Annotated in this window: 13 protein-coding genes; 9 read left to right on the forward strand and 4 right to left on the reverse strand. The window is 62.3% G+C overall.

Annotated elements, in window-relative coordinates; all coding sequences use genetic code 11:
• The first annotated feature begins 137 nt into the window (after positions 1 to 137).
• The 8 genes from betA to yccS all read left to right on the forward strand — a co-directional run bounded on the left by betA (position 138) and on the right by yccS (position 12,521).
• Positions 138 to 1,841, forward strand: coding sequence for a choline dehydrogenase (gene betA / locus M2397_RS21100; protein WP_131699054.1), 1,704 nt, complete (start codon positions 138 to 140; stop codon positions 1,839 to 1,841).
• 204 nt (positions 1,842 to 2,045) lie between these two features.
• Entirely contained in the window at positions 2,046 to 3,488 is a 1,443-nt protein-coding gene (locus tag M2397_RS21105) for a TldD/PmbA family protein (protein WP_259244349.1), read from the forward strand.
• Positions 3,488 to 4,804, forward strand: a complete 1,317-nt coding sequence (locus M2397_RS21110) for a TldD/PmbA family protein (RefSeq protein WP_259244350.1) — start codon at positions 3,488 to 3,490, stop codon at positions 4,802 to 4,804. Before M2397_RS21105 ends, M2397_RS21110 begins: the two co-directional genes overlap by 1 nt.
• A 225-nt stretch (positions 4,805 to 5,029) precedes the next feature.
• The gene (locus tag M2397_RS21115) at positions 5,030 to 5,920 is read left to right on the forward strand and encodes an alpha/beta fold hydrolase (RefSeq protein WP_259244351.1); all 891 of its coding nucleotides are present in this window, start codon (positions 5,030 to 5,032) and stop codon (positions 5,918 to 5,920) included.
• 36 nt (positions 5,921 to 5,956) lie between these two features.
• Positions 5,957 to 7,384: a multidrug transporter subunit MdtD gene (gene mdtD, locus M2397_RS21120; RefSeq protein ID WP_131699051.1), complete on the forward strand. Its 1,428-nt coding sequence runs from the start codon at positions 5,957 to 5,959 to the stop codon at positions 7,382 to 7,384.
• Positions 7,385 to 7,514: 130 nt separating this feature from the next.
• The gene (dbpA, locus tag M2397_RS21125) at positions 7,515 to 8,852 is read left to right on the forward strand and encodes an ATP-dependent RNA helicase DbpA (protein WP_233897098.1); all 1,338 of its coding nucleotides are present in this window, start codon (positions 7,515 to 7,517) and stop codon (positions 8,850 to 8,852) included.
• 160 nt (positions 8,853 to 9,012) lie between these two features.
• On the forward strand, positions 9,013 to 10,191 hold the full coding sequence (locus M2397_RS21130; protein WP_259244352.1) for an NAD(P)/FAD-dependent oxidoreductase: 1,179 nt from the start codon (positions 9,013 to 9,015) through the stop codon (positions 10,189 to 10,191).
• 146 nt (positions 10,192 to 10,337) lie between these two features.
• On the forward strand, positions 10,338 to 12,521 hold the full coding sequence (yccS, locus tag M2397_RS21135; protein WP_131699049.1) for a YccS family putative transporter: 2,184 nt from the start codon (positions 10,338 to 10,340) through the stop codon (positions 12,519 to 12,521).
• Positions 12,522 to 12,615: 94 nt separating this feature from the next.
• Here yccS and M2397_RS21140 read toward each other — a convergent pair whose 3' ends face one another.
• On the reverse strand, positions 12,616 to 13,353 hold the full coding sequence (locus M2397_RS21140; RefSeq protein ID WP_131699048.1) for an ABC transporter substrate-binding protein: 738 nt from the start codon (positions 13,351 to 13,353) through the stop codon (positions 12,616 to 12,618).
• A 201-nt stretch (positions 13,354 to 13,554) separates the two neighbouring features.
• Between M2397_RS21140 and M2397_RS21145 the strand changes: the two genes are divergently transcribed.
• Positions 13,555 to 14,007 carry a GNAT family N-acetyltransferase gene (locus tag M2397_RS21145; protein WP_145336876.1) on the forward strand — a complete coding sequence of 151 codons (453 nt, stop codon included), beginning with the start codon at positions 13,555 to 13,557 and terminating at the stop codon, positions 14,005 to 14,007.
• Positions 14,008 to 14,127: 120 nt separating this feature from the next.
• Here the strand turns inward: M2397_RS21145 and M2397_RS21150 are convergent, their stop codons facing one another.
• From M2397_RS21150 to M2397_RS21160, 3 genes are read right to left on the reverse strand one after another with little or no spacing between them, the layout of a single operon-like run.
• Positions 14,128 to 14,424 carry a winged helix-turn-helix domain-containing protein gene (locus tag M2397_RS21150; RefSeq protein WP_259244353.1) on the reverse strand — a complete coding sequence of 99 codons (297 nt, stop codon included), beginning with the start codon at positions 14,422 to 14,424 and terminating at the stop codon, positions 14,128 to 14,130.
• Positions 14,425 to 14,443: 19 nt separating this feature from the next.
• Positions 14,444 to 14,944: a M48 family metallopeptidase gene (locus M2397_RS21155; protein WP_027606033.1), complete on the reverse strand. Its 501-nt coding sequence runs from the start codon at positions 14,942 to 14,944 to the stop codon at positions 14,444 to 14,446.
• Positions 14,945 to 14,986: 42 nt separating this feature from the next.
• Positions 14,987 to 17,092 (reverse strand): bifunctional diguanylate cyclase/phosphodiesterase, encoded by a 2,106-nt coding sequence (locus M2397_RS21160; RefSeq protein ID WP_131699045.1) that lies wholly within the window; start codon positions 17,090 to 17,092, stop codon positions 14,987 to 14,989.
• Positions 17,093 to 17,168: the final 76 nt, after the last annotated feature.

The following is a 17,168-nucleotide window of genomic DNA, read 5'->3' on the forward strand; positions in this document are numbered from 1 at the left end:
GAGCCTTGCGTTGCCTTTGAGGCCGCCATCGGGGGCGAGCCCCCTCCCACCTTTGACTGTGTAAACCCGGTCAAATGTGGGAAGGGGCTCGCCCCCGATGAGGCCCGACCTGACCATACATCAAAGAGGGTGCATTTATGTCCCAAGAATACGACTACATCATTGTGGGTGCCGGCTCCGCCGGTAACACCCTGGCGACCCGTCTGACCGAAGACGAAGGCGTCACCGTCCTGCTGCTGGAAGCCGGCGGCCCCGACTACCGCCTCGATTTCCGTACCCAAATGCCGGCCGCCCTGGCCTTCCCGCTGCAAGGCCGCCGCTACAACTGGGCCTACGAGACCGATCCGGAGCCACACATGGACGGCCGCCGGATGGAATGCGGTCGCGGCAAGGGCCTGGGTGGCTCTTCGCTGATCAACGGCATGTGCTACATCCGTGGCAACGCCATGGACTACGACAACTGGTCGAAGCTTCCGGGCCTGGAAGACTGGAGCTACCTCGATTGCCTGCCGTATTTCCGCAAGGCCGAAACCCGCGACATCGGCCCGAACGACTGGCACGGCGGCGATGGCCCGGTGAGCGTGACCACGCCTAAAGCGGGCAATAACCCGCTGTTCCACGCCATGGTTGAAGCAGGCGTGCAGGCCGGTTACCCGCGCACCGAAGACTTGAACGGCTACCAGCAGGAAGGCTTCGGCCCGATGGACCGTACCGTCACGCCTAACGGCCGTCGCGCCAGCACCGCGCGCGGTTACCTGGACATAGCCAAGAAGCGCTCCACACTGACCATCGTCACCCACGCCCTCACCGACAAAGTGTTGTTCGAAGGCAAGCGTGCCGTTGGCGTGCGTTACCTGATCGGTGCCGCCGAAGAGCGCGTTGAAGCCCGTGCGCGTAAAGAAGTGCTGGTGTGCAGCGGCGCAATCGCTTCGCCGCAACTGCTGCAACGCTCCGGCGTGGGCCCGGCCAAACTGCTGGAAAGCCTCGACATCCCGGTGGTCCACGACCTGCCTGGCGTCGGCGAAAACCTGCAGGACCACCTTGAGCTGTACCTGCAATATGCGTGCACTCAGCCGGTGTCGCTGTACCCGTCGCTGCTCTGGTACAACCAGCCGGCCATCGGTGCCGAGTGGCTGTTCAACGGCACCGGCATCGGCGCCAGCAACCAGTTCGAAGCGGGCGGTTTTATCCGTACCCGTGAAGAATTCGAATGGCCGAACATCCAGTACCACTTCCTGCCGGTCGCGATTAACTACAACGGCAGCAACGGTGTGAAAGAGCACGGTTTCCAGGCGCACATGGGCTCCATGCGCTCGCCGAGCCGTGGCCGCGTGCAACTGAAGTCGAAGAACCCACGGGACTACCCGAGCATCCTCTTCAACTACATGGCCACCGAGCAGGACTGGCAGGAATTCCGCGACGGCATCCGCCTGACCCGTGAAATCATGCAGCAGCCGGCACTCGATCCCTACCGTGGCCGCGAAATCAGCCCGGGCATCGAGGTGCAAACCGATGAGCAGTTGGACAAGTTCATCCGCGAGCACGCCGAAACCGCGTTCCACCCGTCCTGCTCGTGCAAGATGGGCGACGACGAGATGGCCGTGGTCGATGGCGAAGGCCGCGTGCACGGCATGCAGGGTCTGCGCGTAGTCGATGCGTCGATCATGCCGATCATCACCACCGGCAACCTGAACGCGCCGACGATCATGATCGCCGAGAAAATCGCCGACAAGATCCGTGGCCGCCAGCCGCTGCCGCGCAGCACTGCCGACTACTACGTGGCCGGCGATGCGCCGGTGCGTGGCAAGCCGTTGCGTGAAGTGGGGCCGACTGCGCAGTAACTGATTCACTGCGGTGCCTTCATCGGGGGCAAGCCCCCTCCCACATTTGAATGTATTCACAAATCAAGTGTGGGAGGGGGCTTGCCCCCCGATAGGGCCCGATCAGGCACTGCAAACCTTGCCTCTACACTTTCCTTGATCAGCCCCCAGCCCAGGCCTACTCTGTTTGCCTGCCCGCGCTGAGCCGCCCACAAGGAAGGCCCCATGTTCGAACACCACGCCACACTCAAAAAGCATTTCAGTGCCCTGCGCACCACCGCCGACTTCTTCTCCCTGCGCTACGTGCGCGAATCCGGCCAGTACCTGTCGGTGCGCAAGAACGTCGCCGAACCGCCCCACCTGAACCACGACGAAGGCGTCATGCTCACCGTGCGTGTCAACGGTGCGGAGGCCTACGCCGCCACCCACGATATTTCCCTTGCCGGCCTGCAAGCCGCTCTTGGACGCGCCGAGCAGCAAGCCCGCCTGATAAAACCTCATGCCCTGCTCGACCTGCGCGACCAACAGGTGTCCAGCGACGTCGCCGACTACCTGTCGCCCAATATTGAGCAAGCCTTCCCGTCCCTGAGCGACTGCTACCAACTGCTCGGCGATGAGTCCTCTGCGGTGCCCCAGGACGAGCGCCTGGTGAACTGGGAAGTCAGCCTCGGCCTGACCCATGTCGAGCAGATCTACCTCAACAGTGCCGGCGCCGAACTGCGCCAGGCCCAGCGGTTTGTGTTCCCCGGCGTCAATGTCACGGCCTATGACGGCAACGACAGCCAGTCGCGCACCCTCGGCGGCAGCAACTTCGGCCAGCAAGGCGGGTTTGACGTGATCAGCCGCTTCGGCCTGGTCGGCGCCGCGCCGCGCATTGCCGACGAAGCCCTGCAACTGCTGCTGGCGCCAAATACGCCCCAGGGCCCGCGCGACCTGCTGCTGATGCCCGACCAGATGATCCTGCAGATCCACGAGTCCATCGGCCACCCGCTGGAACTCGACCGCATCCTCGGCGATGAGCGCAATTACGCCGGTACCAGTTTTGTGAAGGCCAGCGACTTCGGCCAGCTGCAATACGGCTCCAAGCTGTTGAACGTGACGTTCGACCCGGACATTCCCGAGCAACTGGCCAGCTACGGCCATGACGACGACGGCACCGCGGCCAGCAAGCAATTCCTGATCCGCGAAGGGCTGCTGCTCAAGCCGCTGGGTGGGGCGTTGTCGCAGTTCCGCTCGGGCATGGGCGGCGTGGCCAACAGCCGCGCCAGCAGCTGGAACCGCCCGCCGATCGACCGCATGGCCAACCTGAATATCGAAGCCGGCGATAAGAGCCTGGCGCAACTGATTGGCGGCATCGAACACGGCATCCTGATGTCGACCAACCGCTCGTGGTCCATCGACGATGCCCGCAACAAGTTCCAGTTCGGCTGCGAGTGGGGCCAGTTGATTGAAAACGGCGAACTCAAGGGCGTGGTGAAAAACCCCAACTACCGGGCGATTTCCGCGCAGTTCTGGCGCAACCTCAGCGCCGTGGGCGACGCCAGCACCTTCAAGGTGTTGGGCACGCCGAACTGCGGCAAGGGCGAGCCCAACCAGGTGATCCGCGTCGGCCATGCGTCGCCGGCCTGTGTATTCAGCAACGTTGACGTATTTGGGGGAGATGCCTGATGAACACCTTCAAGGCATTGGTGCAGTGGCTCAAGCAGGCCATCACCGACAAGGAACAATTCCACTTGGGCTACGCGGCAGAATCGTCCGAGTTCGTGCGCTTCAACCACGCCAAGGTGCGTCAGGCCGGCCAAGTGCAGCAGGCCAGCCTCAACCTCAAGCTGATCAACGATGGCCGCCATGCCGACCTCGGCATCACCCTGGCCGGCGAGCCCGAGCTGGATCGCCAGCGCCTCGCCGACGGCCTGCAGCAACTGCGCGAAACCCTGCCGCTGCTGCCGCAGGACCCGTACCTGTTGCTCAACCACAACGCCTGGCAAAGCCACAACGAACAGGCCCGCCCCCTGCCCGACCTCGCCCAGGTGCTGGAAGAAATCAGCCAGGCGGCCGATGGCGTCGACCTGGTCGGCTTCTATGCCGCCGGCCCGATCAGCCGGGGCTTTGCCAGTTCGGACGGCGCGTTTGGCTGGCATCAGGCCAATAGCTTCAACTTCGATTTCAGCCTGTTCCACGCCAATGGCGAGGCGGTAAAAGCCAGCTACGCCGGCGACGCCTGGGACAGCGCCGAGTTCGCCCGACGCTTCCAGCTGGCGCGTGAACAGCTGGAATTCCTCGGCCGCCCGCTGCACCCATTGGCGCCCGGACAGTACCGCGCCTACCTCGCCCCGGCGGCATTGGAAGAAATCATTAGCATCATCACCTGGGGCGGTTTTTCCGCCCAGGCCATCGCCAGCAAAGGCAGCTCGTTGCAACGGCTGTATGCCGGCGAGCAGTCCTTGAGCCCGCTGGTGACGGTGAAAGAACACATCACCGACTCCCTGAGCCAGGCGTTCTCCAGCGAAGGCTACCCGCGCAGTGACGTCACGCTGATCAACGCCGGCCAGGCCGACGGCCAACTGGTGAACTCGCGCAGCGCCGCCGAATATGGCCTCAGCGCCAACGGCGCCAGCGGCGACGAATCACCCAGCGCCTTGCAGATCGCAGCGGGCAACCTAGCCCAGGCCGATATCCTCAAGCAACTGGGCACCGGGCTCTACATCAGCAACCTGTGGTACCTGAACTACTCCGACCTGCCCGCCGCACGCCTGACCGGCATGACGCGCTTCGCCACGTTCTGGGTGGAAGACGGCGAGATCAAGGCGCCGGTCAGCACCATGCGTTTTGATGACAGCGTCTACCAGTTGCTCGGTTCGCAACTGGAAGCGCTGACCGCTGAGCGCGAACTGCTGCTGTCGGCCAGCACCTATAGCCAGCGCAATACCGCCTCCAACCTGTTGCCGGGGGCCTTGGTAAAACGCCTGACCCTGACCCTGTAAATACAAACCCCCTGTGGGAAGGGGCCTTGCCCCCTCCCACATTGTCCTGTGCTGATTTCAGACACCTCGGTTTCGGCCCTTCCTACCGTAAATTCTCTTCCTCCCAGTCTGCACGGGCAGCCTGTTGTCGCCTGTGAAAAACCTCGTTATAACGGTTGGTGGCACCCCGCCACCCCACCCACGAGAGCATGACCTTGCCCGGGAAGGGCAAGCTGGAGCGTTGACATGAACCATGGAAGTTTTGTCATAGAAAAGCTGTTCAAGCACTACAACGTTCATGTTGAGCAGCTGGGAAACGATTCGGAAAAGAAGACCATCCTGATGGTCAATGGCGCACTGTCCACCACACGTTCATTCGCGCGTACCAGCAAGTGCCTGGCCGAGCATTTCAATGTGCTGTTGTTCGACCTGCCCTTCTCGGGTTATTCCCGCGAACACAACACCGACCTGGACCTGGTGACCAAGGACGACGAGGTGCAAATCCTGCGCGCCCTGGTGGAGCGCTTCCAGGTCAACCATCTGGTCTCGGCCTCCTGGGGCGGTATCTCGACGCTGCTGACCCTGGCACACAACCCGCCGTCTATCGAAAGCTCGGTGGTGATGGCCCTGGCGCCCAACCTCAACCAGGCAATGCTCGACTATGTAGAGCGCGTGCGTGTGCTGATCGAGGCCGATGACAAATCCGCAGTCGGGCACCTGCTCAACGAGACCGTGGGCAAATACCTGTCGCCCCGGCTCAAGCGCAACAACCACCGGCACCTGTCGAACATGGCCACCACCGAGTACCGCCAGGCGCGCTTTCATATCCACCAGGTCCTGGCGTTGGGCGATGGCAACTACTTGCCGGCACTGCGACAGATCGAAACCCCGGTGCACTTTCTCAACGGTACGCTGGACGAATACACCCCCGCCGCCGAGGCCCGACTGTTCAAACAGTACGTGGGCCACAGCAGCTTTGCGGTGGCCGAACACACTGGGCATTTACTCGACCTGGAGTCCCGCGAGGCGGCTTTGGCGGTGCACCGTGCGTTGTTGGATTTCCTGGTGGGAGAGCACGCGAACTTGTCGGACTTAGACGAACCGCCAGTGGGAAAAGGAGCGACGAATGGCGCATAATCGCCGACACATAGCCGGCTAACAAAAAGGTACCCCATGCCAGATCGTGCCCCTCTCGATGCCAAGACCGCCCGCTGGCTCCCCTGGGTGGTAGCGATTGCCTTCTTCATGCAATCGCTGGATGGGACGATTCTCAACACCGCACTGCCGGCCATGGCCCGAGACCTGGCGGAAAACCCGCTGCGCATGCAAGGGGTGGTGATCGCCTACATGCTCACCGTCGCCTTGCTGATCCCGGCCTCGGGCTGGATCGCCGACCGCTTCGGCACCAAGAAAATCTTCTTCGGCGCGATCATGCTGTTCAGCATCGGCTCCTTGCTGTGCGCGCTGTCCAGCAGCCTGACCATGCTGGTGGGCGCACGGGTCATCCAGGGGCTGGGTGGTGCGCTGATGCTGCCGGTCGGCCGACTCGTGGTTCTACGCGCCTACCCCCGCTCCGAGCTGGTACGGATCATGGGCTTCATCACCATCCCCGGCCTGCTCGGGCCCTTGCTCGGCCCGACCATGGGCGGCTGGATGGTGCAGTACCTGACGTGGCACTGGATCTTCCTGATCAACCTGCCGGTGGGCATGATCGGTTGCTACGCCGTGTGGAAGTTCATCCCCGACCTGCGCGGCAGCGAGCGCACGCGCTTCGATGGCATCGGTTTTCTATTGTTCGGCGCGGCGATGGTGCTGATCACCATTGCCATGGAAGGCTTGGGCGAGCTGCACCTGCCGCACCTGCGGGTGATGTTGCTGCTGTTCGGCGGGTTGGCGTGCCTGGCGGCGTATTGGCTGCGCGCCGGGCATATCGATAACCCACTGTTCTCACCGGCGCTGTTCAAGACCCGCACCTTTGCCGTGGGCATCCTCGGCAACCTGTTCGCGCGCCTGGGCAGCGGCGCCTTGCCGTTCCTGGTGCCGTTGCTGCTGCAAGTGGCCCTGGGTTATTCACCGTCCCAGGCCGGCATGAGCATGCTGCCCCTGGCAGCGGCGGCGATGTTCGCCAAGTCGGTGGCGCGCCCGTTGATCGAGCGTCTGGGTTATCGCGTGGTGCTGACCGGCAACACCCTGGCCCTGGGCATCATGCTGGCGAGCATGGGCCTGGTCAGCGAACAGACGCCCTACCCGCTGCTGCTGGCCATGCTGGCGGTGCTGGGGGCGATCAACTCGCTGCAATTTACCGCGATGAACACCGTCACCCTGATCGACCTCGACGACGCCCAGGCCAGCAGCGGCAACAGTTTGCTGTCGGTGGTGGCGCAACTGTCCCTGAGCCTGGGGGTGGCCTGCGCCGGCGCGCTGCTCGGCGGGTTTACCGCCGAAGCGGGCAACGACGGCGTGAGCACGGTGCTCGGCGCGTTCCAGCTGACCTTCCTCACCGTGGGCATCATGGCGATGCTGGCGGCGGCGATCTTCCTGCAACTGTCGCCCCAAGACGGCAAACGGGCGGCCAACCCGGAACAGCATATCGAGCATTAACGGGCGTCTCGTCTAGAACTTGCAGGGAAATTCCCACAGGGCTGGTACACTGCGCGACATTTTGTTTTGCAGAGCCAGTCCCGTGACTACCATCGCCACCGCTTTTAATACTTTGCCCCTGTCCGCCGCCATGCTGGCTAACCTCGACTCGCTGGGTTATGTCGAGATGACGCAGATCCAGGCGCAAAGCTTGCCGGTGATCCTCAAGGGGCTGGACCTGATTGCCCAGGCCAAGACCGGCAGCGGCAAGACCGCTGCGTTCGGCATCGGCCTGCTGAACCCGATCAACCCGCGCTACTTCGGCTGCCAGGCCCTGGTGATGTGCCCGACCCGTGAGCTGGCCGACCAGGTCGCCAAGGAAATCCGCCGCCTGGCCCGCGCCGAAGACAACATCAAGGTCCTGACCCTGTGCGGCGGCGTGTCCCTCGGCCCGCAGATCGCCTCCCTTGAGCACGGCGCCCACGTGATCGTCGGCACCCCGGGCCGTATCCAGCAACACCTGCGCAAAGGTTCGCTGGTGCTGGACGGCTTGAACACCCTGATCCTCGACGAAGCCGACCGCATGCTTGACATGGGCTTCTACGACGCCATCGAAGACATCATCAGCAAGACCCCGCCGCGCCGCCAGACCCTGCTGTTCTCGGCCACCTACCCGGTGAGCATCAAGCAGCTGGCCTCGAAGTTCATGCGCGCGCCGCAGCAAGTGAAAGCCGAAGCGTTCCACTCCGACGACCAGATCGAGCAGCGTTTCTACGAAATCTCCCCGGAAGAGCGCATGGACGCCGTGACCAAGGTGCTGGCGCATTTCCGCCCGGCCTCCTGCGTGGCGTTCTGCTTCACCAAGCAGCAAGTGCAGGAAACCGTGGATCACCTGACGTCCAAGGGCATTTCCGCCGTCGGCCTGCATGGCGACCTGGAACAGCGCGACCGTGATCAGGTATTGGCGATGTTTGCCAACCGCAGCACCTCGGTGCTGGTGGCCACCGACGTCGCCGCCCGCGGCCTGGACATTGACGCGCTGGACATGGTGATCAACGTCGAACTGGCCCGCGACTCGGAAATCCACATTCACCGCGTGGGCCGTACCGGTCGCGCCGGTGAGACCGGCATCGCTATCAGCCTGGTGGCGCCGTCCGAAGCGCACCGCGCCCAGGCCATCGAGCAACTGCAGAAGTCGCCGCTGAACTGGGACCAACTGGACAACCTCAAGCCGCAAAGCGGTGGTCCGCTGCTGCCGGTGATGAGCACCCTGTGCATCGCCGCCGGCCGTAAAGACAAGGTGCGCCCAGGCGACATCCTCGGCGCATTGACCGGCGAAGCCGGCATCCCCGGTGCCCAGGTCGGCAAGATCGCGATCTTCGACTTCCAGGCCTTCGTGGCCGTGGAACGCGGCATCGCCAAGCAGGCGTTGCAGCGTTTGAACGACGGCAAGATCAAAGGCCGTTCGTTGCGTGTGCGGATCCTGTAACACGATCTCCGATCTATATGGAGATCCAATGTGGGAGGGGGCTTGCCCCCGATTGCAGTGTGTCAGTCAGTACATCTGTCACTGATACACCGCCATCGGGGGCAAGCCCCCTCCCACATTTGACTGTATTCCAATTCAGAATTTGTATGAGGACATTGCTGTGCGCTCGACCGAAGTTGTGATCATTGGCGCCGGCGCCGCAGGCTTGATGTGCGCACTGACCGCCGCCGGGCGTGGGCGCAAGGTGATGTTGCTCGACCATGCGAACAAGGCCGGCAAGAAGATCCTGATGTCCGGCGGTGGCCGCTGCAATTTCACCAATATGTACACCGAGCCGGCCAACTTCCTGTCGCACAACGCGCACTTCTGCAAGTCGGCCCTGGCCCGCTATACCCAGTGGGACTTTATCGGGCTGGTGGCCAAGCACGGCGTGCCGTACCACGAGAAGAAACTCGGCCAGCTGTTCTGCGATAACAAATCCAGTGACATCCTCGGCATGCTGTTGGACGAGTGCATCCAGACCGGCGTAAGCCTGCACCTGGACACCTCGATTGAAGAAATCGCCAAGGTCGACAGCGGCTACCAGTTGCAGACCACCTTGGGTGAACTGCGCTGCGAATCCCTGGTGATCGCCACTGGCGGCCTGTCGATCCCGACTCTGGGCGCCACCGGTTTTGGCTATCAAGTCGCCAGGCAGTTCGGCCATGAGCTGTTACCGACCCGCGCCGGGCTGGTGCCGTTCACCATCACCGACCAGCTCAAGGACTTGTGCGGCGAGTTGTCCGGCACCTCGGTGGATTGCCTGGTCAGCTGCAACGACCAGAGCTTTCGCGAGAACATCCTGTTTACCCATCGCGGCCTCAGCGGCCCGGCGATTCTGCAGATTTCCTCCTACTGGGAGTCCGGCGACACGGTGGAGATCAACCTGCTGCCCGACCACGACGCCCAAACCTGGCTGCAACAACAGCAGGTCGAACGCCCCAACAGCGAGCTGAAAACCCTGCTGGGTGAAATCTTCACCAAGAAGATGGCCAACCTGCTAGCGGAAACCTGGTTCGTGTCCAAGCCCATGAAGCAGTACACCCACGCCGAAGTGGCCGACATCGCGCAAAAACTCTCGAGCTGGCAACTGGTGCCGGCCGGCACCGAGGGCTACCGCACGGCCGAGGTGACCTTGGGCGGGGTAGATACGCGGGAAGTGTCGTCCAAGACCATGGAGTCGCTGAAAAGCCCGGGCTTGTACTTTATTGGCGAAGTGCTGGATGTGACCGGGCACCTGGGCGGGTTTAACTTCCAGTGGGCGTGGGCGTCGGGTTACGCCGCAGCGCAGTACGCCTGAAGAATGTGGGAGGGGGCTTGCTCCCTCCCACATTTTGATTTGCGGTATGCCTGAGAATAATTTGCTGTCAGATGTGATCACCACCCTTGCCGTGGCGTCACTGATGGCTCAATTTAGCGGCATCGTCCCGGAAGACTCCAGACTTCATGTCATCGACCTCGTTCAAGCAGTCCATGCGGCGCCTGTGGGCGCTGGATAAATTCAGCTACAGCATCCGGGTGTTCATCGCCCTCACCGGCAGCATGACGCTGTGCTGGTATCAGGATGAGATGACCCTGCTGATCCCGCTGTTCCTGGGGATTATCGCCAGCGCCCTGGCCGAGACCGACGACAGCTGGCAAGGCCGCCTCAACGCCCTGGCAGTGACGCTGGTGTGTTTCAGCATCGCCGCGCTGTCGGTGGAGCTGTTGTTCCCCTACCCCTGGATTTTCGCCATCTCCCTGGCCCTGGCCACGTTCTGCCTGACCATGCTCGGCGCCTTGGGCGAACGCTATGGCGCGATTGCATCGGCCACCTTGATCCTGTCGGTCTACACCATGATCGGTGTGGACCAGCGCGGCGGCGCCGTCAGTGATTTCTGGCATGAGCCGTTGCTGCTGGTGGCCGGTGCCGCCTGGTATGGCGCGTTGTCGGTGCTGTGGCAGGCGCTGTTTTCCAACCAGCCGGTGCAGCAGAGCCTGGCGCGGTTGTTCCGCGAGCTGGGGCGTTACCTCAAGCTCAAATCATCGTTGTTCGAACCGATTCGCCAACTGGACGTGGAAGCTCGCCGCCTGGAACTGGCCCAGCAAAATGGCCGGGTGGTGGCGGCGCTGAATGCGGCGAAGGAAATCATCCTGCACCGTGTAGGCAATGGCCGACCGGGCTCGAAGGTCAGTCGCTACCTCAAGCTGTACTTCCTGGCCCAGGACATCCACGAACGTGCCAGTTCATCCCACTACCCCTACAACGCGCTGGCGGACGCCTTTTTCCACAGTGACGTGCTGTTCCGCTGCCAACGCCTGCTGCGTCAGCAAGGCAAGGCCTGCCAGGCCCTGGCCGAGTCGATCCAGCTGCGCCAGCCGTTCATCTATGACGACAGCTTCGCCGAAGCCCTCAGCGACCTGAATGCCTCCCTGGAACACCTGCGCATCCAGAGCAACCCGGCCTGGCGTGGCCTGCTGCGTTCGTTGCGCGCCCTGGCGGCCAACCTGTCCACACTCGACCGCCTGCTCGGCGACGCGAGCAACCCCGATGCCCTGGCCGACGCCACCGACAGCAACCTGCTGGACCGCGCCCCACGTAACCTGAAGGAAATGTGGACGCGCCTGCGTACGCAACTGACGCCGACGTCGCTGCTGTTCCGCCATGCGCTGCGCCTGTCCCTGGCGCTGACCGTCGGCTACGGCATGCTGCATGCGATCCACGCCTCCCAGGGCTACTGGATCATCCTCACCACGCTGTTTGTTTGCCAACCGAACTACGGCGCCACGCGGCGCAAGCTCGGCCAGCGGATCATCGGCACCGCCATCGGCCTCACCGTGGCGTGGGCGCTGTTCGATCTGTTCCCAAGCCCGCTGGTGCAGTCGATGTTCGCCATCGCCGCCGGCCTGGTGTTCTTTATCAACCGCACCACCCGCTACACCCTGGCCACTGCAGCCATCACCCTGATGGTGTTGTTCTGCTTCAACCAGGTGGGCGATGGCTACGGGCTGTTTTTACCAAGGCTGTTCGATACCTTGCTCGGCAGTTTGATTGCAGGCCTGGCGGTCTTCCTGTTCCTGCCGGACTGGCAAGGTCGGCGCCTGAACAAGGTGCTGGCCAACACCCTGACCTGCAACAGCATTTACCTGCGCCAGATCATGCAGCAATACGCCGCCGGCAAGAGCGACGACCTGGCTTACCGCCTGGCCCGGCGCAATGCCCACAACGCCGATGCGGCGCTGTCCACCACCCTGGCGAATATGCTGATGGAACCTGGTCATTTCCGTAAGGAAGCGGATGTGGGCTTCCGCTTCCTGGTGCTGTCGCACACCTTGCTCAGCTACCTGTCGGGGCTCGGCGCACACCGCGAAACCCAGCTGCCGGCCGAGGTGCGTGAACACTTGATCGATGGCGCCGGCAATAGCTTGGCGGCGAGCATTGATGAAATCGCCACGGGGCTGGCGAACAAGCAGCCGATTGCGATTCAGAGCGATGCCGAGGAGGCCTTGGCGGCGGATCTGGAACAGATGCCGGATGAGATTGATGAAGGGCAGCGGTTGGTGCAGACGCAGTTGGCGTTGATTTGCCGGCAGTTGGGACCGTTGCGCACCTTGGCGGCGCATTTGATCAAGGACACCAGCGCGGCTTAGTCCGCTATCGGGGGCAAGCCCCCTCCCACATGTTGACTGTGTTCACAAATCAAAACTGTGGGAGGGGGCTTGCTCCCGATGAGGCCCACAGGCATTACATGCCATGGGCCTTCATCAACCGCGCATAACTGCCATCGGCCTTCATCCTGGCAATCTCGCGGTCAAAACCGGCAACGATCTGCGCATGCTCAGGGTGCTTCAGGCTGACCAGAATATGCAGGCTGTTTTCGCTCAGCGGCGTGGGTAAGAATTCCACCGAATTGCGCACCCGCGCCGATTCCCGCGACAGGTAATAGCGCGCCACATACTCATCCTCCACCGTCAGCCGCACCCGCTGCGCCGCCAGCATGCGCACCGCCATGGCGAAGTTATGCACCGGCACTTTCTGCAACTGCACATCCCCATCGAACGCCGCCGAATAGGCATAACCGCGCACCACGGCAATGGGATAGTCGTGCAACTGTTCCAGGTTCTGAAATTCAATGGGATCGTCACGGCGCTTGATGAAACGCACGCGATTGAGCAGGTATTCACCGGAGAACTGCCCCAAATGCGTACGCGCCTCGTCGTACCAGGCGTTGACCAGCACGTCATAACGCCCGTCGCCCACGCCCATCAGCGCCCGCGCCCAGGGCACCTGTTCGAAGTCACTGGCGTAACCCGCGCGGGCCAAGGCCGTGGTGACAATGTCGGTCGCCAACCCACCATTGATCAAGGTGGAATCGGTAAAGGGTGGCCAGGCATCCGCGACCAGGCGCAAACGCTGTGCGTACACAGGCATCGCCAGCAAAAACACTCCAATCAAAGCAACGGCACGAGACAATCGCGGCATGCTCAACGTCCTTGGGGGGCAGGCGGTGGCCTTAGCTCAGGCAGTGCCTGAGGTTCTAACATTAGCTCAGATTACACAAAGAAACGGACGTCGAGAGCACTCAATGATGGCAAATTGATTTCATTCACAAAAATAGTTGATTTAGACACCGCTGCCCGTCGCGCTTACTATCCAGAACAGACATTTACGTGAGAACACACCATGACAGTCGATTGGGTCTGCAAGCATCACACTGACCTGGGCAAGGAGCAGCTGTACGCCATTTTGCGTTTGCGCGGCGAGGTCTTCGTTGTCGAACAGAAGTGCGTCTACCAGGACATCGACGGGCAAGACCTGACGGGCGATACCCACCACCTGATGGCTTGGAAAGACGACGAACTGGTGGCCTACCTGCGCCTGCTGGACCCGGAGTCTCAGGGCGGCGACGTGGTGATCGGCCGGGTGATCGTTGCGCCGGTTGCACGGGGCACCGGGCTGGGGCACCAGATGATGGAAGAAACCCTCAGGCAGATTGAGGATATCTGGCCCGAGACGCCGATCTTCCTGTCAGCCCAGGCACATTTGCAGGGGTATTACGGGCGGTATGGGTTTGTGGTGGCGGGTGAGGAGTACCTGGAGGATGACATTCCACATATCGGAATGCGGCGCGCTTGAGACTGCCATCGGGGCGGTGCGACGATTCGACAAGCCCCCTCCCACATTTTGAATGTATTCACCGTTCAAACTGTGGGAGGGGGCTTGCTCCCGATAGCGTCGGCCCAGCCACCGCTGAACTCAGGGGTAATCCAGAACCCGCTTGATCTGACTGAGATTCCCCTCGATCCACCCCCGATCAATCGCGCCCCAGTCGCGAATCCGATAGTGCCCGGCATGGTTGCGGGCGCCGTCTTCCTGCTCGAACTCACACACGATATCCAAGTCGGCCAGCGCCGCAATCGTGTCCTGCGCGGTGCGCCGGGGCATGCCGGTGACCTCGGTCAACGCCGGGACGCTGCTGGCCAGCCCACTGTCGATCAGGTACGCCACGTACAGGCGGCGGTAGAAGCTGCTTTTGGTCTTGCTCACATCCATGGTCAGTCGCCTTGTGCGGTCAGGGTTTGCCCTGCAGGTCGCGATACGTGAGGTACACCCGCAGGTCAAATTCCACCTGGTGGTAGCCGGGCATCATGTAGTCGCAGAGTTTGTAGAACGCTTTGTTGTGGTCCGATTCCTTGAAGTGCGCCAGCTCGTGAACCACGATCATGCGCAGGAATTGCGGTGCGGCCTCTTTGAACAGCGAGGCAATGCGGATCTCTTTCTTGGATTTGAGGTTGCCGCCCTGCACCCGTGAAATTGTGGTGTGCAGGCCAAGGGCGCGGTGGGTCAGGTCCAGGCGGTTATCGAACAGCACTTTGTCGATGGCCGGCGCGTTGCGCAGGTGTTCCTGCTTCAAGGCCTGGGCATAGGCGTACAGGGCTTTGTCGCTCTGCACCCCATGGCGGTCGGGGTAACGCTGCTCCAGATAGGCGCCCAACTGGTCCTTGGCGATCAGTTGGCGTACTTGCTCCTGTAGGGCTGCGGGGTAGGCCTGGAGGTATTTCAGCGCGGTCATTGGGGTCTGCAACAGGATTCGAATGGCGCCAGTGTAGCGAATTCAGCGCACGCGAGCGCGCGACCAGTCGAGCACTTCTTCGGCTATCAACGGCTGCGCCGCCCACGGCCCCTGGATAAACGGGCAACCCTGGGCCTTGAGCCACTGGGCCTGCTCCTGGGTTTCTACACCCTCGGCCACCACGACCACCTCAAAATGCCCGCACAGCTCGATAATGCTGCGCGCCATTGCCGCGTCCCGCACCGAGCCCGGCAGCCGCGCAACCAATTGCGGATCAAGCTTGAGCGTGTCGAACGCCAGGTCGCGCAAATGCGCCAGGGAACACTGCCCCGAACCGAAGTCATCCAGGGCGATACGCACCCCGATACGGCGCAGCAACTTGAGCTGCTTGGCGGCCTCTTCCAGGTTACTCATCAGGCAGTCCTCGCTGATTTCCACCTCCAGCTGACGCCCCTGCAGCCCATGTCGCTCCAACACCTGCTGCAACTGATTGGCCAGGTTAGGCGTATTGAATTGGCTGCTGCTCAGGCTCACGCTCAGCACCAATTCATCGTCGAACGTCGCCTGCCAGGCCTGGCGCTGGGCCGCAACCTGCTGGTAAATCCAGGCGCTCAGTTGGCTGATCAGCCGCGCCTCTTCCAGCAACGGCAAAAAAAGCCCCGGCGGCACATCGCCGACGCTGGGGTGTTGCCAGCGCAACAACACCTCAACGCCGCGCAGGCGGCCATCCACCAGCGAGACCTGAGGTTGATAGACCAAGGTGAAATCCTTGTTCTGAATCGCCGTGCGCACGCTGTCTTCGAGCATCAGCCGCGAGCGGGCGCGCCCGTTCATTTCCTGGTCGTAATAGCGATACTGCTGACGGCCTGCGCGTTTGGCTTCGTACATGGCGATGTCGGCCGCACGCAACAACCCATTCAAATCCGAGCCACAGTCCGGGAAGGTGGCGATGCCGATACTGACGCCGAGCATGACATCCAAACCATCGACCTGCTGGCACGCAGAAACTCGCTCGATCAGTTTTTCCGAAATTTTTGCCGCCTGCTCCGGGAACTCAAGCTCCAGCAACGCCGTGAATTCGTCGCCGCCCATGCGGCCGAGAATGTCGTAGGAACGCAGACAGCCCTGCAATTGCTCCGAGACCCAGCGCAGAACCCGGTCGCCGGCATCATGGCCCAGGGAATCGTTGACCCGTTTGAAGCCGTCAAGGTCCAGGTACAGCAGCACCAGGGCCTGCTCTGTCCGCTCGCTGCGCAATAACGTGTTTTCCACCGCCTGGTAAAAACCGCGCCGGTTCAGCAGCCCCGTCAGCGGGTCGGTCACGGCCTGGAACTCCAGCTGCTGGTGCAGGTGGCGCACTTCGGACATATCCAGCACCGTCACCACCATGGCCTTCTGCTCAGCCGGCAGCGGCGCGCAGGACAACGCCACCGGCACTTGCTGGCCACGGCCGGTACGCAGGAGCGCATCGTGCAGGCGCCAGGTTTCACCCCGGCGATAGCCGGCGAACATCTGCGACTCCAGCCAGACGGGCACATGGGGTTTTTGCAGGAACCTCAGGAAGTCCTGGCCTTGCAGTTCCTGGATCGTGGCATTGAGCAGGCGCGAAATCGCCGGGTTGGCGTATTCGATCACGCCCTCTTCACTCACCACCAGGATGCCCTCGGCGGCGTTATCCAACACCGACGCATTGAACGCCCGGGCGGACTCCAGGTCATGGCTCAGGCGCTGCAAGGCCCGACGGTTGCGCTGGTGCTCCAGCAACGCCTGGACCTTAGGCTTGAGAATGTGCGGGTCGAAGGGTTTGAACAGGTAGTCGATGGCGCCGCTGGCGTAGCCTTCCAGCACGGCGGCGGGCGATTGGGCGTTGGCGCTTAGAAAGATGATCGGGGTCATGCGCGTGCGGTGACTGCCGCGCATCAAGCGGGCAACTTCGAAGCCGTCCATGCCGGGCATCATCACATCCAGCAGCACCAGGTCGACATCATGCTGCAGCAGCAACTCCAGGGCTTCCACCCCGGACGCAGCGGTCACCACCAGCCAATCATCGCGTTGTAGAAGCGCACACATGCTGATCAGATTTTCAGGGTAGTCATCGACCACCAGAAGAACCGAACTGCCATCGCCATGAGGTGGAGCGCATTCCATGCTAGGTCTCTTCCTTAGGTCTACTCCGGTCACTTCTGAGAGAAAACCCGGACAAACATTGAGGCCTCACTCTAGC

Origin of the sequence: Pseudomonas sp. BIGb0381, from assembly GCF_024809815.1 — a bacterium.
Taxonomy (GTDB): domain Bacteria; phylum Pseudomonadota; class Gammaproteobacteria; order Pseudomonadales; family Pseudomonadaceae; genus Aquipseudomonas.

What these genes read in the sequence shown, in the direction of transcription:
- betA (WP_131699054.1), top strand. Translation starts at nt 138, where the DNA reads ATGTCCCAAGAATACGACTACATCATTGTGGGTGCCGGCTCCGCCGGT.
- M2397_RS21150 (WP_259244353.1), bottom strand. Translation starts at nt 14,424, where the DNA reads ATGGATGTGAGCAAGACCAAAAGCAGCTTCTACCGCCGCCTGTACGTG.
- dbpA (WP_233897098.1), top strand. Translation starts at nt 7,515, where the DNA reads ATGCTGGCTAACCTCGACTCGCTGGGTTATGTCGAGATGACGCAGATC.
- M2397_RS21155 (WP_027606033.1), bottom strand. Translation starts at nt 14,944, where the DNA reads ATGACCGCGCTGAAATACCTCCAGGCCTACCCCGCAGCCCTACAGGAG.
- M2397_RS21140 (WP_131699048.1), bottom strand. Translation starts at nt 13,353, where the DNA reads ATGCCGCGATTGTCTCGTGCCGTTGCTTTGATTGGAGTGTTTTTGCTG.
- M2397_RS21110 (WP_259244350.1), top strand. Translation starts at nt 3,488, where the DNA reads ATGAACACCTTCAAGGCATTGGTGCAGTGGCTCAAGCAGGCCATCACC.
- M2397_RS21145 (WP_145336876.1), top strand. Translation starts at nt 13,555, where the DNA reads ATGACAGTCGATTGGGTCTGCAAGCATCACACTGACCTGGGCAAGGAG.
- M2397_RS21105 (WP_259244349.1), top strand. Translation starts at nt 2,046, where the DNA reads ATGTTCGAACACCACGCCACACTCAAAAAGCATTTCAGTGCCCTGCGC.
- mdtD (WP_131699051.1), top strand. Translation starts at nt 5,957, where the DNA reads ATGCCAGATCGTGCCCCTCTCGATGCCAAGACCGCCCGCTGGCTCCCC.
- yccS (WP_131699049.1), top strand. Translation starts at nt 10,338, where the DNA reads ATGTCATCGACCTCGTTCAAGCAGTCCATGCGGCGCCTGTGGGCGCTG.
- M2397_RS21115 (WP_259244351.1), top strand. Translation starts at nt 5,030, where the DNA reads ATGAACCATGGAAGTTTTGTCATAGAAAAGCTGTTCAAGCACTACAAC.
- M2397_RS21160 (WP_131699045.1), bottom strand. Translation starts at nt 17,092, where the DNA reads ATGGAATGCGCTCCACCTCATGGCGATGGCAGTTCGGTTCTTCTGGTG.